This window comes from Streptomyces sp. NPDC004327 (genome assembly GCF_042873935.1).
Taxonomy (GTDB): Bacteria; Actinomycetota; Actinomycetes; order Streptomycetales; family Streptomycetaceae; genus Streptomyces.
Genome location: NZ_JBIAME010000006.1, coordinates 598,913 through 621,336 on the forward strand (window position 1 = coordinate 598,913; position 22,424 = coordinate 621,336).

20 protein-coding genes, 4 tRNA genes and 1 other RNA gene are annotated in these 22,424 nt (G+C 72.7%); 15 read left to right on the plus strand and 10 right to left on the minus strand.

Features of this window, described 5'->3' with window-relative positions; genetic code table 11:
• Positions 1–37: 37 nt before the first annotated feature.
• Together ACFYU9_RS23540 and ACFYU9_RS23545 are read right to left on the minus strand one after the other, a co-directional pair.
• Positions 38–241, minus strand: coding sequence for a DUF4287 domain-containing protein (locus tag ACFYU9_RS23540; protein WP_389211469.1), 204 nt, complete (start codon positions 239–241; stop codon positions 38–40).
• 191 nt (positions 242–432) lie between these two features.
• Positions 433–1,047, minus strand: a complete 615-nt coding sequence (locus ACFYU9_RS23545) for a GNAT family N-acetyltransferase (RefSeq protein WP_389210488.1) — start codon at positions 1,045–1,047, stop codon at positions 433–435.
• 116 nt (positions 1,048–1,163) lie between these two features.
• Between ACFYU9_RS23545 and ACFYU9_RS23550 the strand changes: the two genes are divergently transcribed.
• From ACFYU9_RS23550 to ACFYU9_RS23565, 4 genes are all read left to right on the plus strand, one after another.
• Positions 1,164–1,481 (plus strand): hypothetical protein, encoded by a 318-nt coding sequence (locus ACFYU9_RS23550; protein WP_389210486.1) that lies wholly within the window; start codon positions 1,164–1,166, stop codon positions 1,479–1,481.
• A gap of 230 nt (positions 1,482–1,711) precedes the next feature.
• The gene (locus tag ACFYU9_RS23555) at positions 1,712–2,596 is read left to right on the plus strand and encodes a GNAT family N-acetyltransferase (RefSeq protein WP_389210485.1); all 885 of its coding nucleotides are present in this window, start codon (positions 1,712–1,714) and stop codon (positions 2,594–2,596) included.
• A 242-nt stretch (positions 2,597–2,838) separates the two neighbouring features.
• The gene (locus tag ACFYU9_RS23560; RefSeq protein ID WP_389345878.1) at positions 2,839–4,572 is read left to right on the plus strand and encodes a hypothetical protein; all 1,734 of its coding nucleotides are present in this window, start codon (positions 2,839–2,841) and stop codon (positions 4,570–4,572) included.
• A gap of 114 nt (positions 4,573–4,686) precedes the next feature.
• Positions 4,687–5,265: a hypothetical protein gene (locus ACFYU9_RS23565; protein WP_389345879.1), complete on the plus strand. Its 579-nt coding sequence runs from the start codon at positions 4,687–4,689 to the stop codon at positions 5,263–5,265.
• A 66-nt stretch (positions 5,266–5,331) separates the two neighbouring features.
• Here the strand turns inward: ACFYU9_RS23565 and ACFYU9_RS23570 are convergent.
• Positions 5,332–5,419 (minus strand) — tRNA-Ser (locus tag ACFYU9_RS23570).
• A gap of 129 nt (positions 5,420–5,548) precedes the next feature.
• Between ACFYU9_RS23570 and ffs the strand changes: the two genes are divergently transcribed.
• From ffs to ACFYU9_RS23600, 6 genes are all read left to right on the plus strand, one after another.
• An RNA gene (gene ffs / locus ACFYU9_RS23575) (signal recognition particle sRNA small type) lies at positions 5,549–5,647 on the plus strand.
• 118 nt (positions 5,648–5,765) lie between these two features.
• Entirely contained in the window at positions 5,766–7,889 is a 2,124-nt protein-coding gene (locus tag ACFYU9_RS23580) for a DNA polymerase III subunit gamma and tau (RefSeq protein ID WP_389345880.1), read from the plus strand.
• Between the two features lie 61 nt (positions 7,890–7,950).
• On the plus strand, positions 7,951–9,201 hold the full coding sequence (gene purD / locus ACFYU9_RS23585) for a phosphoribosylamine--glycine ligase (RefSeq protein ID WP_389210477.1): 1,251 nt from the start codon (positions 7,951–7,953) through the stop codon (positions 9,199–9,201).
• 270 nt (positions 9,202–9,471) lie between these two features.
• Positions 9,472–11,130 (plus strand): hypothetical protein, encoded by a 1,659-nt coding sequence (locus tag ACFYU9_RS23590; protein ID WP_389345882.1) that lies wholly within the window; start codon positions 9,472–9,474, stop codon positions 11,128–11,130.
• A gap of 172 nt (positions 11,131–11,302) precedes the next feature.
• Positions 11,303–12,763 (plus strand): N,N-dimethylformamidase beta subunit family domain-containing protein, encoded by a 1,461-nt coding sequence (locus ACFYU9_RS23595; protein ID WP_389210474.1) that lies wholly within the window; start codon positions 11,303–11,305, stop codon positions 12,761–12,763.
• Between the two features lie 108 nt (positions 12,764–12,871).
• Positions 12,872–13,783 (plus strand): phosphoribosylaminoimidazolesuccinocarboxamide synthase, encoded by a 912-nt coding sequence (locus ACFYU9_RS23600; protein WP_389210472.1) that lies wholly within the window; start codon positions 12,872–12,874, stop codon positions 13,781–13,783.
• A 125-nt stretch (positions 13,784–13,908) separates the two neighbouring features.
• On the opposite strand, the gene ACFYU9_RS23605 is transcribed toward ACFYU9_RS23600, so the two are convergent.
• From ACFYU9_RS23605 to ACFYU9_RS23620, 4 genes are all read right to left on the minus strand, one after another.
• Positions 13,909–13,984, minus strand: a tRNA-Gly gene (locus ACFYU9_RS23605).
• A 149-nt stretch (positions 13,985–14,133) separates the two neighbouring features.
• Positions 14,134–14,206, minus strand: a tRNA-Gly gene (locus tag ACFYU9_RS23610).
• An 84-nt stretch (positions 14,207–14,290) separates the two neighbouring features.
• Positions 14,291–14,362: transfer RNA gene (locus tag ACFYU9_RS23615), tRNA-Gly, on the minus strand.
• Positions 14,363–14,484: 122 nt separating this feature from the next.
• A complete protein-coding gene (locus tag ACFYU9_RS23620; RefSeq protein WP_389210470.1) occupies positions 14,485–14,835 on the minus strand; it encodes an Lsr2 family protein in 351 nt (116 codons plus the stop codon).
• 329 nt (positions 14,836–15,164) lie between these two features.
• On the opposite strand from ACFYU9_RS23620, the gene purS reads away from it, so the two are divergent.
• Genes purS through purL form a run of 3 tightly spaced genes read left to right on the plus strand, consistent with a single transcriptional unit; the run spans position 15,165 to position 18,336 of the window.
• The gene (purS, locus tag ACFYU9_RS23625; protein ID WP_362467710.1) at positions 15,165–15,410 is read left to right on the plus strand and encodes a phosphoribosylformylglycinamidine synthase subunit PurS; all 246 of its coding nucleotides are present in this window, start codon (positions 15,165–15,167) and stop codon (positions 15,408–15,410) included.
• Positions 15,407–16,087 carry a phosphoribosylformylglycinamidine synthase subunit PurQ gene (purQ, locus tag ACFYU9_RS23630; protein ID WP_389345883.1) on the plus strand — a complete coding sequence of 227 codons (681 nt, stop codon included), beginning with the start codon at positions 15,407–15,409 and terminating at the stop codon, positions 16,085–16,087. Before purS ends, purQ begins: the two co-directional genes overlap by 4 nt.
• Positions 16,087–18,336, plus strand: a complete 2,250-nt coding sequence (purL, locus tag ACFYU9_RS23635) for a phosphoribosylformylglycinamidine synthase subunit PurL (RefSeq protein ID WP_389210467.1) — start codon at positions 16,087–16,089, stop codon at positions 18,334–18,336. The genes purQ and purL overlap by 1 nt, the downstream gene beginning before the upstream one ends.
• Before the next feature lie 66 nt (positions 18,337–18,402).
• Here the strand turns inward: purL and ACFYU9_RS23640 are convergent, their stop codons facing one another.
• A complete protein-coding gene (locus ACFYU9_RS23640; RefSeq protein ID WP_389210465.1) occupies positions 18,403–18,813 on the minus strand; it encodes a nuclear transport factor 2 family protein in 411 nt (136 codons plus the stop codon).
• A gap of 78 nt (positions 18,814–18,891) precedes the next feature.
• On the opposite strand from ACFYU9_RS23640, the gene ACFYU9_RS23645 reads away from it, so the two are divergent.
• Both ACFYU9_RS23645 and ACFYU9_RS23650 read left to right on the plus strand, forming a co-directional pair.
• Positions 18,892–19,689 (plus strand): sterol carrier family protein, encoded by a 798-nt coding sequence (locus ACFYU9_RS23645; protein ID WP_389345884.1) that lies wholly within the window; start codon positions 18,892–18,894, stop codon positions 19,687–19,689.
• A 49-nt stretch (positions 19,690–19,738) separates the two neighbouring features.
• Positions 19,739–20,554, plus strand: coding sequence for an META domain-containing protein (locus ACFYU9_RS23650; protein WP_389345885.1), 816 nt, complete (start codon positions 19,739–19,741; stop codon positions 20,552–20,554).
• A gap of 9 nt (positions 20,555–20,563) precedes the next feature.
• On the opposite strand, the gene ACFYU9_RS23655 is transcribed toward ACFYU9_RS23650, so the two are convergent.
• Together ACFYU9_RS23655 and ACFYU9_RS23660 are read right to left on the minus strand one after the other, a co-directional pair.
• Complete coding sequence (locus ACFYU9_RS23655; RefSeq protein ID WP_389345886.1) at positions 20,564–21,970, minus strand: sulfatase; 1,407 nt, start codon at positions 21,968–21,970, stop codon at positions 20,564–20,566.
• Between the two features lie 225 nt (positions 21,971–22,195).
• Entirely contained in the window at positions 22,196–22,294 is a 99-nt protein-coding gene (locus tag ACFYU9_RS23660) for a putative leader peptide (protein ID WP_389210457.1), read from the minus strand.
• Positions 22,295–22,424 lie beyond the last annotated feature (130 nt).

Here is a 22,424-nt window from a genome sequence, read left to right on the forward strand (position 1 = left end):
CTCGCGCCAGCGGGCCGGCGCACTAGGGGGACGCCCGCTAGCGCTTGAGGGCGTGGGCGACGAGGGCGTTGGCGTGCCCGTGGCCGAGCCCGTGCTCGGACTTGAGCCAGCCGACGAGCTCCATGTGCCGGGTGAGCGGGGAGGCGTCGACGAGCTCCAGCCACTCGGCGACGGGGCGCCCGTACTTCTTCTCGATGGAGGGGAAGTAGCTGGCGGGACCCTTGGCTGCGGTGGTGGTCATGGTGCGGCTCCTGTGTCGCGGTGACGGCTTGTGTGACGGCGTGTGTGACGGCTTACGAGAGGACAGACCGCCGCTCCACCGGGAACTCATCGGTGGGGCGGCGTCTCTTTCACCTTCCCGTTTCACCTTCCCGTTTCGCCTTCCCCCGTTTCGCCTTCCCGTTTCGGCACCCCGTTTCCGGCATCCCGCCGCTACTTCCCGAGTCGCCTCAGCAGCGTCTTCCGGCACTCGGGCCACTCCTCGTCCGTCACCGAGAAGACCGCCGTGTCCCGCATCCGCCCCTCCTCGCCCGGCGCGGACGACACCGACCAGTTCCGCAGCACGCCCTCGAACCGCGCTCCGGTCTTCGCGATGGCGGCGCGGGAGCGGAGGTTGCGGGCGTCGGTCTTGAGGTCGAGGCGGGAGACCCGCCAGTGCTCGAAGGCGTGGGAGTAGAGCAGGTACTTGGCCTCGGTGTTGAGGCCCGTTCCCTGGGCGGAGGCGGCGAGCCAGGTGAAGCCGACCTCGATGGCCTGCAGGGCGTCGCCGGAGGGGCGCAGCCGCGGGTCCCAGAAGGAGGTGACGCCGACGGCGCGGCCGGTGGCACGGTGGATCTGCGCGTACGGGGCGAGGGTGCCGGCCGCGGCGCGGCCGAGCTGGGTGTCGACGAACGCGGCGACTCCGGCGGCCGTCGGCACCCAGGTGTACCCGTATGAGCCGCGGTCCTCGTCCACCGCCCCGGCGAGGTCCGCCGTGTGACGGTGGTCCAGGGGCTCCAGGCGCACGATCTCGCCCTCCAGGAGCGGGCCTTCCAGCACGAACGTCATCGCTTTTCCCCCGGTTGCTCGCACGGCGTCGGTCGCGGGCGCAGGCTGCCAGACGTCCGGCCCGCGTGTCGCGCGAATTACGGCCCCGGGCCCGTACGGGCTCCTAGGCTCGGAGCGTGACCGAGAACGAGATCAAGCTCAAGGCGATCGCCGCACTGACGGCCCTGCGCGGCGGGGTCGAGGAGAGCCTGGTTTCGGACCTGCTGGGGGAGGTCATCCCGGGGCAGTTCGCGGTGCCGGCCGAGGCGAGCGCCGAGGAGATCGGGTTCGCGGTCCTGGCCCAGTTGTCGGACCCGCTGAGCGCGCTCGTCAACGGCTTCATCACGGCCTTCGACGCGGTGGCCGACGCGCATGACGCGGCGGGCGCGGAGCCGGACACCGAGCACATCCTGCAGGAGCTGGCGCTGCGGCTGGCCAGCGACAACTTCGACTGAGGCCATTGGGTTGAGGCCATCGGGTGGGCGCCACCTTTCGAGTCAGCCGTTCGAGGCCGCCACCGGTTTCGAGTCAGCCGGTCGAGGCCGCCACCGGTTTCGAGTCAGCCGGTCGAGGCCGCCACCGGTTTCGAGGCCACCGGCCAACCGGTGGAAAACCCAGGGAACTTCACGCTCGTCCGGCGTACTGTCCCTGTGCCCCGACCGTCGTGCCCTCCCGTGGAGCCACCTTGCCGATACGCCTCACCGCCCTCGCCGACCCGGAGCCCACCGCTCTCGGCCGCCGTCTCGCCTGGCTGGCCGCCGGCCCCGACGGCACGCCGCTCGGGAACGCGTACCTGCGCCTGTTCGAGAAGGGAGGCCGGCGCCACCTCGCCGAGGTCGACGTCCGGGTCCACCCGGCCGAGCGGCGCCACGGCGTCGGCTCGGCGCTGCTCGACGCGGCCGTCGCGGCGGCGCGCGAGGACGGCCGGCGCAGCCTGGTCGCGCAGGCGGAGGCGGGCTCGCCGGGGGCGGGCTTCCTCGCCGCGCGCGGCTTCTCGGTGGCGATGCGGCTGACGTACGCGCGGCTGCCGCTGGCCGGGCGGGAGCTCGCGAAGGAGACCGAGCAGGAGGCCGGCAGGGAGCACCCGGGCTACCGGCTCGTCGAGTGGGAGGGCCTGGTGCCGGACGAGCTTGCGGAGAGCTACGTGGCGTCGCGCCGGGCCATGGACGACATGCCGGTGGGGACGATCGACTACGGCACGGTGGTGTGGGACCTCGACCGGGTACGGGCCGCGGCGGGCGCGGTCGCCGCGCGGGGCGAGGTGCTGCACACGGTGGCGGCGGTCGACGCGGCGAGCGGCTCGGTCGTCGGCTTCACGGAGCTGGTGACGCCCGGCAGCGGCACGGGCGACGGCCTGCACTACGGGACGGCCGTGCTGCCCGGGCACCGCGGCCGCGGGCTCGCCCGCTGGATGAAGGCGGCCTCGATCGTGCGGGCGCGCGAGCGGCAGCCGGAGCTCGGCGGCCTCGTCACGGACACGGCGGACAACAACCCGTACATGCGCGGTGTGAACGACGCGCTCGGCTATCTGCCGACGCACGAGGCGCACGAGTTCCAGCGCTCGCTCTGACGTGCGCCGGCCGCACGGCGTGCGCCCCCCTCTACTCGGCTGCGCGCCGCGTACGAGTTCCAGCCTCGCTCTGACGTGCGCCGGCCGCACGGCGTGCGCCCCCCTCTACTCGGCTGCGCGCCGCGCACCGCATCGGGTGAAGGCGGGGCGCGGCGAGGTGTCGCTGACGCGTACGCGCCCGGGCGCGTACGCATGGTGAGCGCGTCGGCCGGAGCTGTTCCGGCCCGGTGAGAGGAACGCGCATGCACGTCCCCACCCTCCGAAGACCACTCGCCGCCGTGACCGGTGTGGTCGCCGCCCTGGTCCTGTCCGCCTTCTCCCCCGCGTACGCCGATCACGCGGGGGCGGGCGCGGACGCGCGGGACATCCGTACGGGCCCGCCGGGCACCGCGCTGACATGGGGGGCCAACGACCTCGGCCAGCTCGGCGACGGCAACACCGTCGGTGCGAGCAAGGTGCCGGGACGGGTCTGCGGGAACGCCCCCTGCACCGTGCCGCTCGACAAGGTCGTGCAGGTCGCGGGCGGTGACGGGCACAGCGTGGCGCTGCTGGAGGACGGTTCCGTGCTCACCTGGGGGGACAACGCCTCCGGCCAGCTCGGCGACGGCAGCAACACCGACCGGAGCACGCCGGTCCGCGCCTGCGCGGTCGGCGAGACGGCGCCGTGTACGAAGTTCCTGACCGGGGCGGTGTCCGTCGCGGCCGGTGAGTACCACAGCTTCGCGCTGCTCGCCGACGGAACCGTCGCCTCGTGGGGCAGCAACGCCTCCGGCCAGCTCGGCGACGGCACGAACACGTACCGGAACATCCCGGGCCTGGTCTGCGAACAGTTCGAGACCGCGCCGTGCCAGAGCTTCCTGACCCGGGTCACCACCCTCTCCGCCGGCTACGCGCACAGCATCGCGGCGCGTTCCGACGGCTCGGTCGTCACCTGGGGCTACAACGCCTCCGGCCAGCTCGGCGATGGCACCACCACGTCCCGCACCACGCCGGTGCAGGTCAACCTGTACAACGCGGTCTCCGTCGCGGCCGGTTTGAACCACAGCGTCGTGGCCCGCACCGACGGCACCGTCTACACCTTCGGCTCCGGCCATCCGCTGGGCAACGGCCAGTCCGGCCAGAGCGCCTCTCCGGTGCAGGTGTGCGCGGTCGGGCAGACCGCGCCGTGCTCCGCGTTCCTGACGGGCGTGAAGTCCGTCGCGGCCGGATCCGCGCACAACCTGGCCGCACGGACCGACGGCAGCGTCGTCTCCTGGGGCGTGAACAACAACGGCGAGCTCGGCGACGGCACCGTCACGACCAGGGACGTGCCGGTCCAGGTCTGCGCTCCGGACAACTGCGCCAAGCACCTGTCCGGCGTCACCGCCGTGGCCGCCGCGATCACCGACACGCACAGCGTCGCGCTGCGGTCCGACGGTTCCGTACGCGCGTGGGGACGCAACGACGCCGGTCAGCTCGGCGACGGCACCACCACCGACCGCCACCTGCCGATCCGGGTCTGCGCCCTCGGCCAGACCGCGCCCTGCGCGCGCCTGCTCGAAGGCGTCACCGCGATCGGCGCCGGCGACCGCCACACCCTCGCGGTCACCCGCCCGCTCGCCGACCTCGCCACCTCGATCAGCGCGAGCCCGGAACCGGTCGCCGACGGCGGCACGCTCACCTATTCCGTACGGGTCCACAACTACGGTCCGACCTCCGCGGACGACGTCGTCCTCACCGACCACCTGCCCGCCAACGCCCGCTACGCGGGCGCCAGCACGTCGGTCGGCTTCTGCGACACCCCGCCGACCGGTACGACGGACACGGTGACCTGCCACTTCGGCACCCTGGGCCGGGGCGCGGCCGCGACCGTCACGATCTCCGTGAAGGTGCGGGCGAGCGGCGGCGGCGTGACGAACAAGGTCTCCGCGACCAGCGACACGCAGGACCCGAGGCCGGACAACAACGACGCGACGATCACCACGCCGATCGGCTGACGCCGCGCGGGACCCGTAGGACCGGCAAGGACCGGTACGACCCGTAGGGGTGATCGCCGGTGATCATCGGTGTGCCTGCGTGTACGGGCCCGGCGCGGCCCCGAGGATGCGCCCATGCGCCTCTCCCTCGCCCGGCCGCGCCGTGCCCTCGTACCCGCCCTGGCCCCGTTCGTCGCGGCCGTCGCCCTCCTGACCACCGCCGTCGCGACGACGGCCACCGCGGCCCAGGCATGCGGCTCGATCATCACCGCCCCGCTCGCCGACCCGGTCCCCGCCGACGACCCCTGCCCCAGCACCGACCCCGTCGTGTGCCGCATCCGCGTGATGCCGATGGACCAGAAGGTCGAGGCCCAGCGGACCCGCATGAGCTACCACCGGCTCCTGGAGGACATGCATCGCACCGAGGCGGACATGCGCGCGCAGGGCGCCTCCGACGAGGAGATCGCCCGCGAGCTCGTCGACATGCGCAACCAGGCGAAGGAGATCACCCGCGCCGGCATGTCCCCCGAGGAGGTCCGCATCCTCGAAGAGCGCAACATGGCCAAGTACGGCAACCCCCTCGGCCCGACGGCCGACCAGCTCTACGCGAAGTACGGCTCCTGGGACAAGGTCATCGACGCCTCCATGCGCACGAGCTACGCGGTCGACCGCGAGCTGAGCCTGGAGTACCGCCCCTGTCCCGTTTCCGCGTGAGGGCACGAGCACAGGAACCGGAAAAGCCAGAGGGCCGGGCCGCTTTCGCGGTCCGGCCCTCTGGGCTGGCGGAGGATACGAGATTCGAACTCGTGAGGGGTTGCCCCCAACACGCTTTCCAAGCGTGCGCCCTAGGCCTCTAGGCGAATCCTCCGTGGAGAACATTACATGACCGGGAGGGGTGCTCGCGCACATGATCCGGAGCGGGGGCCGGCCGAAGGGCGCAGGTCGGGGAGGGAGTGGGGGAGGGGGACGGAACGGGGTTCGGATCGGGTACTCTGGGCGGAGCCCCTCACGTGGCGCTATCTGACTGAACTCCCCCAGGGCCGGAAGGCAGCAAGGGTAGGTCGGCTCTGGCGGGTGCGTGGGGGGCGCTTGCGTTCCCGGGCCGTTCCTGTCGGGGACCGCCGCCCGCTCCGGAGGCCGGCCGTTCCTGTCGGGGACCGCCCGCGGGTCCGGGTTTTCCCGGGTTGTCGGTGGGCGCCTATAACCTCGTATACGTGTCGTCTCTCGCGCTGTACCGCCGCTACCGCCCCGAGTCCTTCGCCGAGGTCATCGGGCAGGAGCATGTCACCGACCCGCTGCAGCAGGCGCTGCGGAACAACCGGGTCAATCACGCGTACCTTTTCAGCGGGCCGCGCGGCTGTGGCAAGACGACCAGCGCGCGGATCCTGGCCCGTTGTCTGAACTGTGAGAAGGGCCCCACGCCGACGCCGTGCGGCGAGTGCCAGTCCTGCCGGGACCTGGCGCGCAACGGGCCGGGGTCGATCGACGTCATCGAGATCGACGCGGCCTCGCACGGTGGTGTGGACGACGCCCGTGACCTGCGCGAGAAGGCGTTCTTCGGGCCCGCGTCGAGCCGCTACAAGATCTACATCATCGACGAGGCGCACATGGTCACCTCGGCGGGCTTCAACGCCCTGCTGAAGGTGGTCGAGGAGCCGCCGGAGCACCTCAAGTTCATCTTCGCGACGACGGAGCCCGAGAAGGTCATCGGGACCATCCGCTCGCGCACCCACCACTACCCGTTCCGGCTCGTGCCGCCCGGCACCCTCAGGGAGTACCTGGGCGAGGTCTGCGGCCGCGAGGGCATCCCGGTCGAGGACGGGGTCCTGCCGCTGGTCGTGCGCGCGGGCGCCGGCTCCGTGCGTGACTCGATGTCCGTGATGGACCAGCTGCTCGCCGGCGCCGCCGACGACGGTGTGACGTACGCCATGGCGACCTCCCTGCTCGGCTACACGGACGGCTCGCTGCTCGACTCGGTCGTGGACGCGTTCGCGGCCGGCGACGGTGCCGCGGCCTTCGAGGTCGTGGACCGGGTGATCGAGGGCGGCAACGACCCGCGCCGCTTCGTCGCCGACCTCCTGGAGCGGCTGCGCGACCTGGTGATCCTCGCCGCGGTGCCGGACGCCGCCGAGAAGGGCCTGATCGACGCGCCGGTCGACGTCATCGAGCGCATGCAGGCGCAGGCGTCCGTGTTCGGCGCGGCCGAGCTCAGCCGGGCCGCCGACCTGGTCAACGCCGGGCTCACCGAGATGCGCGGCGCCACCTCGCCGCGGCTGCAGCTGGAGCTGATCTGCGCGCGCGTGCTGCTGCCCGCCGCCTTCGACGACGAGCGCTCGCTGCAGGCACGCCTCGACCGCCTGGAGCGCGGGGCCGCCGCCGCGCCGCCGGCCGCGGTGTTCACGACCACCTCGCCCGCGCCGCAGATGGGGTACGTGCCGACGGCGCAGGCCCACGTCCCGCCGGCCGCGCCCGTGCCGCCCGCGCCCGCGCAGCAGGCCCCCGCGCAGCCGGCCCCCGTGCCGCCCGCCGCCGCGCCCGCCCCCGCCGCGCAGGCCCCCGCACCAGCCCCCGCGCCCCAGGCGCCCGCCGCGTCCGCGCCCGGTGCGTGGCCCGGTGCCGCCCGGCCCGGCAGCGGCGCGCCCGGCGCCTGGCCGGGAGCCGCCGCTCCCGCCGCCCCGGCGCCCGCGCCCGCCCCGCAGTCCCACGCCCAGGCCCCGGCGCCCACGCAGCAGCAGCCCGCCTCCGGCTCCTCGGGCGACATGGCCGCCGGCGCCGCCCAGGTGCGGAACATGTGGCCCCAGATCCTGGAGGCGGTCAAGAACCGCCGCCGCTTCACCTGGATCCTGCTCTCGCAGAACGCGCAGGTCGCGGGCTTCGACGGCACCACGCTCCAGCTCGGCTTCCTGAACGCGGGCGCCCGCGACAACTTCGCGAGCAGTGGCAGCGAGGACGTCCTGAAGGCGGCCCTGGCCGAGCAGTTCAACGTGCACTGGAAGTTCGAGGCGATCGTCGACCCGTCGGGCGGCGCCAACCCGCCGCCGGCCGCCGGCGGCTTCGGCGGCGGCCGCCCGTCCGCCCCCGCCCCGTCGCGTCCGCAGGCCCCCGCCCCCGTCCAGGCACCGCCCGCGCAGTACGCCCCGGCCCCGGCGCCCCAGGCGCCCGCGCCCGCTCCCGTGCCGCAGGCCCCCGCGCCCGTCCAGGCGCCGCCCCCGGTCGCGCCCGAGGACGACGTGCCGGAGGAGGACGATCCGGACCTCGTGGACTCGGCGCTGTCCGGGCACGAGCTGATCGTGCGCGAGCTCGGGGCCACGGTCCTGGAGGAATACACGAACGAGTAGCCGCGTCTCGCTCGGTGGCCCGCACAAGGGGCACCGGGCCCCTCGGGCTACCCTGGCTGGCGTGAAGGTCCTCGTCATCGGCGGCGGCGCCCGCGAACACGCCCTGTGCCGCTCCCTCTCCCTCGATCCCGACGTCACCGCTCTGCACTGCGCGCCCGGCAACGCCGGAATCGCCGAGGTCGCCGAGCTCCACCCGGTCGACCAGCTCGACGGCGTGGCCGTCGCCGCGCTCGCCGCAGAGCTCGGCGCCGACCTGGTCGTCGTCGGCCCGGAGGCCCCGCTGGTCGCCGGCGTCGCCGACGCCGTGCGCGCGGCCGGCATCCCGGTCTTCGGCCCGTCGCGGGAGGCCGCGCAGCTGGAGGGCTCCAAGGCGTTCGCCAAGGAGGTCATGGCCGGCGCGAACGTGCCGACCGCCCGCAGCTACGTCTGCACCACCCCGGAGGAGATCGACGAGGCGCTCGACGCCTTCGGCGCCCCCTACGTGGTCAAGGACGACGGTCTCGCGGCCGGCAAGGGCGTCGTCGTGACCGACGACCTCGCCACGGCCCGCGCGCACGCGCTCTCCTGCGACCGCGTGGTCATCGAGGAGTTCCTCGACGGCCCCGAGGTCTCCCTCTTCGCCATCACCGACGGCACCACCGTCCTCCCGCTGCGGCCCGCGCAGGACTTCAAGCGCGCGCTCGACGGCGACGAGGGCCCGAACACCGGCGGCATGGGCGCCTACTCGCCGCTGCCGTGGGCCGACGCCGGCCTGGTCGACGAGGTCCTGGAGACCGTGCTCCAGCCGACCGTGGACGAGCTGCGCCGCCGCGGCACGCCGTTCTCCGGCCTGCTGTACGCGGGTCTGGCGATCACCAGCCGCGGTGTGCGGGTCATCGAGTTCAACGCCCGCTTCGGCGACCCGGAGACCCAGGTCGTGCTCGCCCGTCTGAAGACGCCGCTGGCCGGCGTGCTGCTCAACTCCGCCAACGGCACCCTGGCCGACCAGGAGCCGCTGCGCTGGAGCGACGACGCCGCGGTGACCGTGGTCGTGGCCTCGCACAACTACCCGGACACCCCGCGCACCGGCGACCCGATCGAGGGTCTGGCCGAGGTCGCGGAGAAGGACGCGCCGCACGCGTACGTCCTGCACGCCGGTACGAAGCGGGACGGCGACGCCGTCGTGAGCGCGGGCGGCCGGGTGCTGTCGGTCACCGCCACCGGTTCGGACCTGACCGAGGCCCGCGAGCGCGCCTACGCGGCGGTCGGCCGTATCCGCCTTGACGGTTCCCAGCACCGTACGGACATCGCCGAGAAGGCCGCCCGGGGCTGACGCCCCAGGTGCCCCGGGGCGCCCGGGGGCGCGGCGGCGCAGTCAACCGCACCGCCGCGCCCTCGTCATCACCTTTGCCCAAAGCCATTCCATCGAGTGACGGCTCGCCCATCCGGATGACGACCGCCGAAGCCCCAACTAGGGTGCGGCGCAGGCCTTCCGGCACTTGGCCCACCGACATTGCGATGTCGGTGGCGGGTGCCACAGTGGGGGAGTGAGCAACACCGCCACGGGCCGCACGGGCCGTCCCGACGAGGGCAGGAGGGGGTGATGTACGGCGTGACCAGCACCGGTTCACCGGCCGGCGACGAGCTGGGGGCGCGCGCAGCGCGCGTCCGCGCACTCGCCGTGCTCCGCGTCCGCGGCAGGGCCCTCGGCCTCGCGGTGCTTCCCGCCGCCGTCGCCGTCGTCCTGTACGCGGGCGGGGTGACCGGCCACTTCACCGGCGCCGGCTGGGACGCCGCGCGCTGGGTGGTGACCGCCCTCGCCGTCGTCGTCCTGCTCGTCGCGGCCGCCGTCGCGCTCGTCGTGGCGCGCTCCAGGCCGGCCGTGACGCCGACCGTGGAGCTCGCCGAGAGCGCGGCCCCCGATCTCTACCGCCTGGTGCGCGACCTCGCCGACCGGCTCGGCGTGCCCGCGCCCTCCGCGATAGCCCTGACGCCGGACTGCGACAGCTGGCTGGAGGACCGCTCCCACCGGGCCCACGGCCTGCACCGCTCCGGCGACGCGCCCGTCCTCGTCATCGGCTCGCCGTTCCTGTGGTGGATGCGCGTCGGCGAGCTGCGCGCCGTCCTCGCCCCCGTCGTCGCCGGCACGGGCCCGGCCGCGCACTCCGACATAGCCGCCGCCCGCCGCTTCGTCCGCGGTCTGGACGCCGCGGTGGCGGTGCCGCGGGAGCCGGGTCTCGACCCGGTGCGAAGGCTCGGCGCGCAGGGTGTCGGCCGGATAGCCCGGGTGCTGCTCCAGAGCTGCCGGACCCACGCCGCCGAGATGGAGCGGGGTGTCGCGGCGGCCGGCTCGGAGCGGGCCCAGGCGGTGGACTACGGGGTGCGGATCGTCGCGCAGGAGCAGGTCGGCCTCGCCTACGCGGGCTGGGACCGGCTGCTCACCCGGGTCGCGCTGCCCGCCTGGCGGATGGGCCGCTGGCCCGCCCACCTGGACGCCGGTGTGGTCTCCGCGCTCACCGAGCTGTCCCGCCGCGACCGCCTCGCCGAGGGCTTCACGTCCCGGCTCGGCGAGCGCCCGGCCTGCGATCTCCTGGAGGAGCCCGGCGCGGTCGACGAGGCCACCTCGCTGCTCGCCGCCCACCTGTTCCACGGCGGCCCGGCGGAGCCCGGCCCCGACTGGGCGCCGGTGGAGTGGTCGGCGTACGCGGAGGAGGTCGTCGACCGGAAGTGGCGCGCCGACGCGGCCCGCCTCCACCACGTCCTGGACCGCCTCGGCCCGGCCGACCCGGACGCCGCCGAGCCGGAGCCCCGCCCCAAGCGCGCCGCCGACCCGGCGGACGACGGCCCGACCATCTCGCGGATCATCGCCCACCTGGCCGCCCCGCAGGACGGTGCCGCCGACATCCTCGCCGCCGCGCTCACCGCGCAGAGCGCCCGCGAGGAGGGGCAGCGGCCGGTCGCGCCGACGGCCGGCGGGCCGGACGGGACGGTGCCGCTGTTCCCGCTCCAGCCGCCGCGCAGCGGGCGCGATCTGCTGGCCGACCACGTGGCGGCGCTGGTGTGCTGCGCCGCCGTGGACACGGCGGAGGCGGCACCGGGCCTCGACTGGCTGGACGGGCCCGCGCTGTTCGTGGGTGACGCGCGGTGCACGGATCTGACCGGGACGGTCCTGGCGCTGGTCGAGGACGGCGATCCGGAGCCGCTGTGGGCCTGGCTGGCCCGGACCGGCGTCCGTCCCGAGAAGCCCGTCCGCCTGATCTGAAGGGCCGGCCCGCCGCGCCCACAGCCGGAAGGCCGTCTTCCACCTTCGTCAATTCACGACGAAGGGTGACGGAGTGCGTGCGTTATGTGATGTGCTGGAGACCGGCACTGACAGAGGCAGTATCCAGCGGCACGGACCAGCCGATCCGGGGGAGCCGAGGGAGGGGTGCACCATGGGGGCGGAGCAGATCAGGCGATGGGAGTCGGGCGCGCTCGCCCACGCGGTCTCGGACCCGTTCGGCCAGGGCCCGCTGCCGTGGCTGCGCGGCTCGGACAACTACTTCGACGACACCGGACAGATGGTCCCGTGGTACGCGGACGAGACGCTGGCCCGCGGCGGCGCCGGCGGCCCGCGCACGGCCGACGACGTGCACGGCCAGATCAAGGGCTTCGTGTCGAACGCGGCGGTCGCGCCCGGCGAGGCGATCGATTTCCACATCACCGTGGACCCGCCCCAGCAGTTCTCGGTCGACATCTACCGGATCGGGCACTACGGCGGCGACGGCGCCGCCAAGATCACCACCAGTCCCCGGCTCTCCGGCATCGTCCAGCCGGCCCCGCTGACCGCCGACCGGACCGTCTCCTGTCACCACTGGTGGCAGTCCTGGCGGCTGCAGGTCCCCGCGTACTGGTCGATCGGCGCCTACGTCGCCGTGCTCACGACCGTCGGCGGCTACCGCTCCCACATCCCCTTCACCGTGCGCGACAGCCACCCGGCCGACCTGCTCCTGGTCCTGCCGGACGTGACCTGGCAGGCGTACAACCTCTATCCGGAGAACGGCCACACCGGCGCCAGCCTCTACCACGCGTGGGACGAGGAGGGCCGGCTGCTCGGCGAGGAGGACGCGGCGGTCACCGTCTCCTTCGACCGCCCGTACGCGGGCGCGGGCCTGCCGCTGCACGTGGGCCACGCCTACGACTTCATCCGCTGGGCCGAGCGGTACGGCTACGACCTGGCGTACGCGGAGACCCGCGACCTGCACGCGGGCCGCGTCGATCCGAGCCGCTACCGGGGCCTGGTCTTCCCCGGCCACGACGAGTACTGGTCGGTGCCCATGCGCCGGACCGTCGAGCTCGCCCGCGACCAGGGCACCTCGCTCGTCTTCCTGTCCGCGAACACCATGTACTGGCAGGTGGAGCTCGGCCCTTCGCCCTCCGGCGCCCCGGACCGGCTGCTCACCTGCCGCAAGCGCCGCGGCCCGGGCCGTCCGGCGCTCTGGCGGGAGGTCGACCGGCCGGAGCAGCAGCTGCTCGGCATCCAGTACGCGGGCCGGGTGCCCGAACCGCACCCGCTGGTCGTGCGCAACGCCGAGCACTGGCTCTGGGAGGCCACCGGCGCCGGCGAGGGCGACGAGATCCCGGGCCTGGTCGCGGGCGAGGCCGACCGCTACTACCCGCGCACCGCGCTCCCCGAGCACCAGGGCCGCATCCTGCTGGCCCACTCGCCCTACCGGGACGGCGAGGGCGCCCTGCGCCATCAGGAGACCAGCCTCTACCGGGCCCCGTCCGGGGCGTGGGTCTTCGCCTCGGGCACCTTCGCCTGGTCGCCGGCGCTGGACCGGCCGGGCCATGTGGACACCCGGATCCAGCGCGCCACCGCGAACCTGCTCGACCGGATCTGCAAGCGGGAATGACCCGGATGCGCGAGGGGTGAGCGCCGGCTCACAGGGCCCGGCGGCCGGATCCGTCCCCATGTGCGAGAGAATCGGACACGCTCCTGGATCAACCTACGCGGAGGAACCGTGTCCGGATTCGTAGAAAAGCCCGAACCCGTCCAGGTCCCGGGCCTGACCCATCTCCACACGGGCAAGGTCCGCGACCTGTACCGCGACGAGGCGGGCGACCTCGTCATGGTGGCGAGCGACCGCATGTCCGCGTACGACTGGGTGCTGCCGACCGAGATCCCCGACAAGGGCCGGGTGCTCACCCAGCTCTCCCTGTGGTGGTTCGACAAGCTCACCGACCTGGTCCCCAACCATGTCCTGTCGACGGAGCTGCCCGCCGGCGCCCCCGCCGACTGGGCCGGCCGCACCCTGGTCTGCAAGTCGCTGAACATGGTGCCGGTCGAGTGCGTGGCCCGTGGCTACCTCACCGGCTCCGGCCTGCTCGAGTACGAGGAGTCCCGCACGGTCTGCGGCCTCGCGCTGCCCGAGGGCCTGACGGACGGTTCGGAGCTGCCCGCGCCGATCTTCACCCCGGCGACCAAGGCCGCCGTGGGCGACCACGACGAGAACGTGTCGTACGAGGAGGTCGCCCGCCAGGTGGGCGCCGAGACGGCGGCGCAGCTGCGCCAGACGACCCTCGCCGTCTACGCCCGGGCCCGGGACATCGCCCGCGACCGCGGGATCATCCTGGCCGACACGAAGTTCGAGTTCGGCTTCGAGAGCACCCCGGACGGTGACCGGCTGGTCATCGCCGACGAGGTCCTCACCCCGGACTCGTCGCGCTTCTGGCCGGCCGCCGAGTGGCAGCCGGGCCGCGCCCAGCCTTCGTACGACAAGCAGATCGTGCGGAACTGGCTGACCTCGCCGGCCTCCGGCTGGGACCGCAAGAGCGAGCAGCCGCCGCCGGCGCTGCCGCAGGAGGTCGTGGAGAAGACCCGCGGCAAGTACATCGAGGCGTACGAGCTGCTGACCGGGAACGCCTGGTCCTGATGCCCCGGGGAGTTCCCTCGCGGGAGGGGACTCCCCCGAGGGGACTCCTGAGCCGGGATTCCCGTGAGGGAACTCCCGTGAGGGAACGAGAAAGCCCCCGGTCGGATCGACCGGGGGCTTCTTCATGGAGCGGACGACGAGATTCGAACTCGCGACCCTCACCTTGGCAAGGTGATGCTCTACCAACTGAGCCACGTCCGCATGCGCCGTAGCGCGCTGCTAACTATACACAGGTTTCGAGGTGCGGATGACCGGGTTTTCTGCGTCGTGACCTGTGACGGCCGACACACGGTGCGGTACCGGGAACGACGAAGGCCCCGGTTCCTCAGAACCGGGGCCTTCGCTCCCTGAGCGGACGACGAGATTCGAACTCGCGACCCTCACCTTGGCAAGGTGATGCTCTACCAACTGAGCCACGTCCGCATTTTGCTCCGACCGGCTTTCACCGGGCGGTGCGTGCACCACTCTACCTGACGCACCGGAGTGCTCGGTAACCGTGATGCAGAGAGCGGGTGACAGGAATTGCACACTGCGGCTTCCCTCTGGAAGAGGGCTGTTCTACTACTGAACTACACCCGCACGCTCTGCTGTCGGGACTTGGCCTTTCGGCCTCGCCCCTCGGCGTGATCCACACTCTACGGATCTTGCGGCCCGGAACGCAAATCCGGGTCCCGGACCGGGGTCCGAGGCCCGGCGGCGGCTCAGCTCGCGGCCTGGAACGCCTCGTAGATGCGCTTGGGGATGCGGCCGCGGGCCGGCACGTCCAGCTTGTTGGACTGGGCCCAGGCGCGGACGGCGGCGGGGTCGGGGGCGAGCGCGGTGTGCGTGTAGTCACCCCGGTCGGCCCGGAGGGGCCGCGCGCCGCGGCCCGGCTTCGAGGTGATCTTGCGCCCGGCTGCGAGGTAGGGCGCGAGGGCCTTGCGCAGTTTCTCTGCATTGGCGGGATTCAGGTCGATCTCGTACGTCTTCCCGTCGAGGCCGAACGCGACCGTTTCCGCCGCCTCTCCGCCGTCGATGTCGTCGAAGAGGGTGACCACCACACGCTGTGCCACGGATATCGGTCCTTTCCTGCGGATCGCCGTGTCCCGTAGGCAAGTTCACCGCGTCTGACGTGCGGTGACGCCGATGTGACGGCTCCCCGGGGGTAATGTTGCCGTTCCCCTGCGAGTCTCTGTATTCCCTTTGTACAGCCGCAGGTGTCGCATTGTGAAGCCCAGGCAATTGTTTCCGCGTGTCACGGCCGGCGGGCGATATTCCGCATGAATTCACCGGCTCGGTGTTTGAGGGCGCTTTGTAGGATCCTTCAGACTTCTACCCGCGTAGAATTTGGAGGCAGGTACGCTGAGGGAACCGCCCACGCAACACACCACCGGGAGTGCCAGTGGCACGCGTCGTAGTCGACGTCATGCTCAAGCCGGAGATCCTCGACCCCCAGGGGCAGGCGGTGCAGCGTGCACTGCCCCGCCTTGGATTCGAGGGCATCGCCGACGTCCGCCAGGGAAAGCGCTTCGAGCTCGAGGTGGAGGGACCGGTCGACGAGGCCGCCCTCGCCCGCATCCATGAGATGGCCGAAACCTTCCTTGCCAACACCGTGATCGAGGACTTCATCGTGAAGGTGGAGTCGTGACCGCACGCATCGGCGTCGTCACGTTCCCCGGAACGCTCGACGACCAGGACGCGCTGCGCGCCGCCCGCCTCGCGGGCGCCGAGCCCGTCTCGCTCTGGCACCGCGACAAGGACCTCAAGCAGGTCGACGCCGTGGTCCTCGCGGGCGGCTTCTCCTACGGCGACTACCTGCGGGCCGGAGCCATCTCCCGCTTCTCGCCGGTCATGGAGCCGATCATCGAGCAGGCGAAGGCGGGCATGCCCGTCCTCGGCATCTGCAACGGCTTCCAGATCCTCACCGAAGCCCACCTGCTGCCGGGCGCCATGCTGCGCAACAACCACCTCCACTTCATCTGCCGCGACCAGAAGCTGCGGGTGGAGAACGCGGAGACCGCCTGGACCTCGGACTACACCGAGGGCCAGGAGATCGAGGTCCCGCTCAAGAACATGGACGGCCGTTACGTCGCCGACGAGCGCACGCTCGACGAGCTGGAGGCCGAGGGGCGGGTGGCCTTCCGCTACCTGGACATGAACCCCAACGGCTCGCTGCGCGACATCGCGGGCATCACCAACGCCGCGGGCAACGTCGTCGGCCTCATGCCGCACCCCGAGCACGCCGTGGAGCCGCTGGTCGGCACCGGCAAGACCGACGGGCTCGGATTCTTCACCTCGATCCTCAAGAAGCTGGTCAACGCCTGATGAGCCTCGACACCGTCAAGCACGCCACCGAGACCCCGGACGTCGAGCAGCCCTGGCAGGAGCTCGGCCTCAAGGAGGACGAGTACGCGCGCATCCGCGAGATCCTCGGCCGCCGCCCCACCGGTGCCGAGCTCGCCATGTACTCCGTCATGTGGTCCGAGCACTGCTCCTACAAGAGCAGCAAGGTCCACCTGAAGCAGTTCGGCGAGAAGACCCCCGAGAACGACGCCATGCTCGTCGGCATCGGCGAGAACGCGGGCGTCGTCGACGTCGGCCAGGGTTACGCGGTCACCTTCAAGGTCGAGTCGCACAACCACCCCAGCTACATCGAGCCCTACCAGGGCGCGGCCACCGGCGTCGGCGGCATCGTCCGCGACATCCTCGCCATGGGTGCCCGCCCGGTCGCCGTGGTCGACCCGCTGCGCTTCGGTGCCGCCGACCACCCCGACACCAAGCGCGTGCTGCCCGGCGTCGTCGCCGGCATCGGCGGCTACGGCAACTGCCTGGGCCTGCCGAACATCGGCGGCGAGGTCGTCTTCGACTCCTGCTACCAGGGCAACCCGCTGGTCAACGCCGGCTGCATCGGCGTGATGAAGCACGAGGACATCCACCTCGCCAAGGCCTCCGGCCCCGGCAACCAGGTCATCCTCTACGGCGCCCGCACCGGCGGCGACGGCATCGGCGGCGTCTCGGTCCTCGCGTCCGAGACCTTCGACGACACCAAGCCGGCCAAGCGCCCGGCGGTCCAGGTCGGCGACCCGTTCCAGGAGAAGCTCCTCATCGAGTGCACCCTGGAGATCTTCCGGGAGAAGCTCGTCGCGGGCATCCAGGACCTCGGCGGCGCCGGTCTGTCCTGCGCCACCTCCGAGCTGGCCTCCGCCGGCACCGGCGGCATGCGGGTCGACCTGGAGAAGGTGCACCTGCGCGACGCGACGCTCTCGCCCGAGGAGATCCTCATGAGCGAGTCGCAGGAGCGCATGTGCGCGATCGTCGAGCCCCAGCACGTCGACCGCTTCCTGGAGATCTGCGAGAAGTGGGACGTCATCGCGGTCGTCATCGGTGAGGTGACGGACGGCGAGCGCCTGGAGATCTTCTGGCACGGCGAGCAGATCGTCGACGTCCCGCCGCGCACGGTCGCGCACGAGGGCCCGGTCTACCACCGGCCGTACGCGCGCCCCGAGTGGCAGGACGCCCTGCAGGCCGACGACGCCGGCAAGCTGGCCCGGCCGCAGGACGGCGCCGAGCTGAAGGACCAGGTCCTCAGGCTCGTCGGCTCCCCGAACCAGGCCTCGAAGTCCTGGATCACCGACCAGTACGACCGCTTCGTGCAGGGCAACACCGTGCTCGCCCAGCCCGAGGACGCCGGCATGGTCCGCATCGACGAGGAGACCAACCTCGGCGTGGCCATGGCGACCGACGGCAACGGCCGGTACGCCAAGCTCGACCCGTACACCGGTGCCCAGCTCGCGCTGGCCGAGGCGTACCGCAACGTCGCCGCCTCCGGCGCCAAGCCGCTGGCGATCTCGGACTGCCTGAACTTCGGTTCGCCCGAGGACCCGGCCGTGATGTGGCAGTTCGCCGAGGCCACCCGTGGTCTCGCGGACGGCTGCCTGCAGCTCGGCACCCCGGTCACCGGCGGCAACGTGTCGCTGTACAACCAGACCGGTGAGGTCGCGATCCACCCGACGCCCGTCGTGGCCGTCCTCGGTGTGATCGACGACGTCAACCGCCGCACCCCGATCGCCTTCGCGGAAGAGGGCCAGCTCCTCTACCTGCTCGGCGACACCAAGGAGGAGTTCGGCGGCTCGGCGTGGTCCGAGGTGATCCACCAGCACCTCGGCGGCATGCCGCCGGCCGTGGACCTCGACCGGGAGAAGCTGCTCGGCGAGATCCTGATCTCGGGTTCCCGCGACGGCATGATCGACGCGGCCCACGACCTGTCCGACGGCGGTCTGGTCCAGGCGGTCGTCGAGTCCTGCCTGCGCGGCGGCAACGGCGCGCGCCTGGTCGTGCCCGAGGGCCTGGACGCCTTCACCTTCCTCTTCAGCGAGTCGGCCGGCCGTGCGGTCGTGGCCGTCCCGCGCAGCGAGGAACTCCGCTTCACCGACATGTGCGGTGCGCGGGGTCTGCCGGCGACCCGCATCGGTGTCGTCGACGGCGACGCGGTCGACGTGCAGGGCGAGTTCAGCGTCTCCCTGGAGGAGCTGCGCGCCGCGCACGAGGCGACGATCCCGGGCCTGCTGGCCTGATCGGTCCCCGTATCCGTACGGAGTGGAGCCCCCGTCCCGGCAAGGGCGGGGGCTCCGCCGTGTCCGTCAGCCGTCCAGCGAGTAGAAGGTGTCCAGCTCGGTGATGTCCTCGACGCACTCGTCGACGTCGGAGACCTTCCCGCCGATGATCGTGAAGAACATGGCGCCGCGCATCTCGATCCCACGGTCGCCGTGCTCGGCGAACCACTTGTGGGACGAGATGACATGACCGCGCCCGTCGGGGTAGACGCCCTCCAGCTCGACCCGCATGGTGCCGCCGGTGTACTCGAACATCTCGCCGAACATGGCCAGGATGTTGTCCCGGCCCTTGAAGTGCCCGCCGAACCGGGTGGTGCCGGGCGCGTGGTGGGTGCAGTCGCTCGTCATGGTGGCCGCCAGCGCCTCCATGTCACCCTTGCCGAACGCTTCGTAGCCTTGCCGCACCAGGGCGGCATCGGGGTGTTCGTGATGGGTCATGGTCCCGTCGCCTGCTTTCGCTGCGATTGGCTCCGTGATGGGCTCCGTTCCTTCCAGTCTCGGGGCTAGCCTCGGGCCATGCCACCCGCCAAGAAGCGCGCCCAGCGCACCCGCAGCTACGACCCCGCCAAGATCCGGGCCGCCGTGTCCGCCCAGTTCGGGCACGTACGGGACGCGGTGCTCGCGCTTCCCGAGGAGGCGCTGGACGGGCCGACCCGGCTCGGCGACTGGACGGTGCGGGAGCTGGCCGGGCACCTCGCGTGGATGGTCGGCGCGGTGCCCGAGCTGCTGGCCCGGCCCGAGCCCGCGCAGCGGGAACTGCCGCTGCTCGAATGGCCGTTCGCGACGGCGGCCGCCGCCGGGCGCATCGACGAGCACACCCGCGCACTCGACACGGCCGATCTCGCGGCGCTGTACGAGCGGACGCGGGAGGCGTACGAGTCGGCGCTCGCCGGCGCGCAGGACACCCGGCTGCTCCCGGTGAGCCTGGGTGCCATGACGCTGGCCGACTTCCTGGTGACCCGGACCGTCGAACTCGTCGTCCACACCGACGACCTCGCCGCCGCGACCGGCGTCGCCGTCCCGTACGACCGGCAGGCGCTCGCCGCCTGCACCCGGCTGCTGTGCGACGCGCTCGCCGCGAAGGCGCCCGGCGGCGCGGTGGAGGTGCGGGTCCCGCCGTACGCGGTGGTGCAGTGCGTCGAGGGCCCCCGGCACACCCGCGGCACCCCGCCCAACGTCGTCGAGACCGACCCGCTCACCTGGATCCGTCTCGCGACCGGCCGGGCCGGCTGGGCGGCGGAGCTGGACGCGGCCCGGGTGAGCGCGAGCGGCGAGCGGGCGGACCTGTCGGGGCTGCTGCCGCTGATGGGCTGAGCGGCCCGGAACCGCGGAACCGCGGGGCCGCGGCCTCCGTCCCACCGCCATGAAGAAGCCGCGCGCATGTGCAGGAACGTCTCTGGTCATCCTCCTCTCGGCTCTTTCCGGCTGCGGTACGGGCCCGGGCGCGGCCTCGCCCGACGTGCCCGTCGCGGGCACCCACTGGACGATCGGCGCGGTCACGGTGGACGGCGTGCGGACGGTGGCCCCGTCGGGCGGGCTCGTGGACTTCACGATGGACGGCCGGGTCCAGGGCACCAGCGGCTGCAACGGCTTCGACGCCGCCGTCGCCGTGCGCGGGGACCGGCTCACCGTCTCCGATCCCACGGTGACGGCGATCGGCTGCCCCGACGACCGGCGGCGTTTCGAGGAGGCCCTGCTCGGCTCCCTCAAGGGCGAGATCACGGCGAGCCTGAAGGGCGAATCGCTCGTCCTCACCTCCGCCGACGGGCGCCGCCGCGTGGAGCTGGCCGCCGAGAAGCAGACCCCGTTCCTCGGCACCACCTGGACGGTGGACGGGCTGCTCTCCGGCACGGGCGCCGACGCCACCTCCACCGCGCTGCCGGCCGGGTCCGAGGGCAGGGCGCGGCTGACCTTCACCGGGCGCGGCAAGGACGTCCGGCTCACCGGAAGCCTCGGCTGCAACCGGGTCACCGCGCCCGCGACGATCAGCGGCAGCCGCGTGACGCTGGGCGCGGTGGCGACGACCCGGATGATCTGCACGCCCGCGCAGATGGACCTGGAGACCAAGCTGTACGACGCCCTGGACAGCCCGCTCACCTACCGCGTGGAGCACCGCACCCTGACCGTCACCGACGCGGACGGCCAGGGCTTCACGGCGAAGGCCGGCCAGGGCGGCTGAGCCGGCGGGTCAGCTCCCGTACGGGAGCAGTCCGGCGTCCGTCCGTTCCCAGGCGGCCCGCAGCTCGGCGAGCCGCGCCGGCTCGTCGGGGGCGCGGTCGGCCTGCTCGCGGGCGTCGGCGGTGAGGTGGAAGAGCTGGTCGCGCCCGCTCTTGCCCCGGTAGTACTTCCAGTCGCCGCGGCGCAGGGCGCGCTCCCCGCGCACCCGCCAGAACAGGTCGCGTTCGCCGACGGGCGCGCCGCGCAGCAGGTACGGGGCGAGGCTGGTGCCGTCGAGGGGGTAGGCGGGGTGCGGGCGGGCGCCGGCGACGTCGAGGAGGGTGGCGGTCCAGTCGGGCGAGTACACGGGCAGGTCGCTGACCTGGCCGCCGTCGATCCGGGCGGGCCAGCGCAGGATCGACGGCACGCGGATGCCGCCTTCCAGGAGGGAGCCCTTGTTGCCGGCGAGGGGCCAGTTGTAGGAGAAGCGCTCGCCGCCGTTGTCGCTGCCGAAGAAGACGAGGGTGTCGCGCTCGCGGCCGGCCCGCCGGAGCGCGGCGAGGACCTGGCCGACGGAGCGGTCGAGGTCCTCGACCATCTCCTTGTACTTCTTGATCGAGCCGCCGTCCTGGTGCCAGAGCGCGGAGCGGTCGCCGGCCTTGATCCGGCGGACGATCTCGGCGCTCTCCGCCTCGTCGCCGTCGGCGATCCACGGCCAGTGGGGGGTGGTGAAGTTGAGGTTGAGCAGGAAGGGCCGGTCGTGGTCGCGGCTCACGTACTCGCTCGCCCGCTCGGTGAGGATCCGGGTGTAGTAGCGCAGGTCCCGGTACTCGGCGTCGCCCTCGTAGAGGTCGTACTCGCCGCCCAGGCCGAGCTTGGAGTAGTACTCCAGGGCGCCGCCGAAGTTGCCGAAGAACTCGTCCCAGCCGGACCGGGTGGGGGAGTAGTCGGGCAGGTAGCCGCAGTGCCACTTGCCGATGAGCGCGGTGGTGTAGCCGGCGTCGCGGAGCAGCGAGGCGAGCGTGGGGTGGGTGGGCTCCAGACCGGCGGACTTGTCGGCGATGGGCTCGGCGAGTCCGCCCTTCGTGCGGCCGGGGAAGCGTCCGGTGTAGAGGCTGAAGCGGGTCGGGGAGCAGGTGGCGGAGCCGGAGTAGGCGTCGGTGAAGCGGACGCCCTGGCGGGCGAGCCGGTCGAGGTGCGGGGTGCGGATGTGCGGGGAGCCGTACGAGGAGAGGTCGGCCCAGCCGAGGTCGTCGCCCAGGACGAACAGGATGTTGGGCCGGGCGGAGTGGCGGCCGGGCGCGGCGCGGAACGGCCGCTCCCCGGCGGAGGCGGCGGGCGTGGCCTCGGCGGCGGGGGCGGTGGTGCCGAGCGCGGCCGCGGCGGCGGTGCCGACGGCGGCCCCGCCGAGGGTACGGCGGGATATGGACCGGGACATACGGGTCTCCTGGAGGAATGCAGAACTGCGTGACCGCGCGACCGAGTGACCGGACGACTGCATGACTGCACGACTGCACGTCCGCACGACTGCGGAATTACCGAAGTGCAGAAGTGCAGAAGTGCAGAAGTACGGAGAAGTGCAGATAAGTGCAGATGGGCGCGGACCGCAGCAGTGCGGAAATGCGGGACCGCCTGAGGAAAGGGCGGGATTGCCGAAGGGAGCTCAGACGCGGCGACAGATCGCGCTCGCGACACGGGCCAGGTCCACGTGCCGGCGCGTCACAAGGGTGACCGAGAGGTCGGAGTCGCTGACGGGCTGCATGATCACGAGCCTGGCGGAGCCCCGGATGCGGTGTCAACGGGCGTTCCGCACCGTGGACTCCGTCACATCCCGGGTGCCCGCTCCGTACCGTACGAGCGTCCGCTCGGCACCGAGCAGATCTCGCCAATCG

Bases quoted from the DNA above. Each gene is read 5' to 3' on its own strand.
- ACFYU9_RS23540 (WP_389211469.1), bottom strand. From the start codon at position 241: ATGACCACCACCGCAGCCAAGGGTCCCGCCAGCTACTTCCCCTCCATC.
- ACFYU9_RS23640 (WP_389210465.1), bottom strand. From the start codon at position 18,813: ATGACCCATCACGAACACCCCGATGCCGCCCTGGTGCGGCAAGGCTAC.
- ACFYU9_RS23655 (WP_389345886.1), bottom strand. From the start codon at position 21,970: ATGTCCCGGTCCATATCCCGCCGTACCCTCGGCGGGGCCGCCGTCGGC.
- ACFYU9_RS23595 (WP_389210474.1), top strand. From the start codon at position 11,303: ATGGGGGCGGAGCAGATCAGGCGATGGGAGTCGGGCGCGCTCGCCCAC.
- ACFYU9_RS23565 (WP_389345879.1), top strand. From the start codon at position 4,687: ATGCGCCTCTCCCTCGCCCGGCCGCGCCGTGCCCTCGTACCCGCCCTG.
- ACFYU9_RS23590 (WP_389345882.1), top strand. From the start codon at position 9,472: ATGTACGGCGTGACCAGCACCGGTTCACCGGCCGGCGACGAGCTGGGG.
- ACFYU9_RS23660 (WP_389210457.1), bottom strand. From the start codon at position 22,294: ATGCAGCCCGTCAGCGACTCCGACCTCTCGGTCACCCTTGTGACGCGC.
- ACFYU9_RS23650 (WP_389345885.1), top strand. From the start codon at position 19,739: ATGAAGAAGCCGCGCGCATGTGCAGGAACGTCTCTGGTCATCCTCCTC.
- ACFYU9_RS23560 (WP_389345878.1), top strand. From the start codon at position 2,839: ATGCACGTCCCCACCCTCCGAAGACCACTCGCCGCCGTGACCGGTGTG.
- ACFYU9_RS23545 (WP_389210488.1), bottom strand. From the start codon at position 1,047: ATGACGTTCGTGCTGGAAGGCCCGCTCCTGGAGGGCGAGATCGTGCGC.
- ACFYU9_RS23645 (WP_389345884.1), top strand. From the start codon at position 18,892: ATGCCACCCGCCAAGAAGCGCGCCCAGCGCACCCGCAGCTACGACCCC.
- purL (WP_389210467.1), top strand. From the start codon at position 16,087: ATGAGCCTCGACACCGTCAAGCACGCCACCGAGACCCCGGACGTCGAG.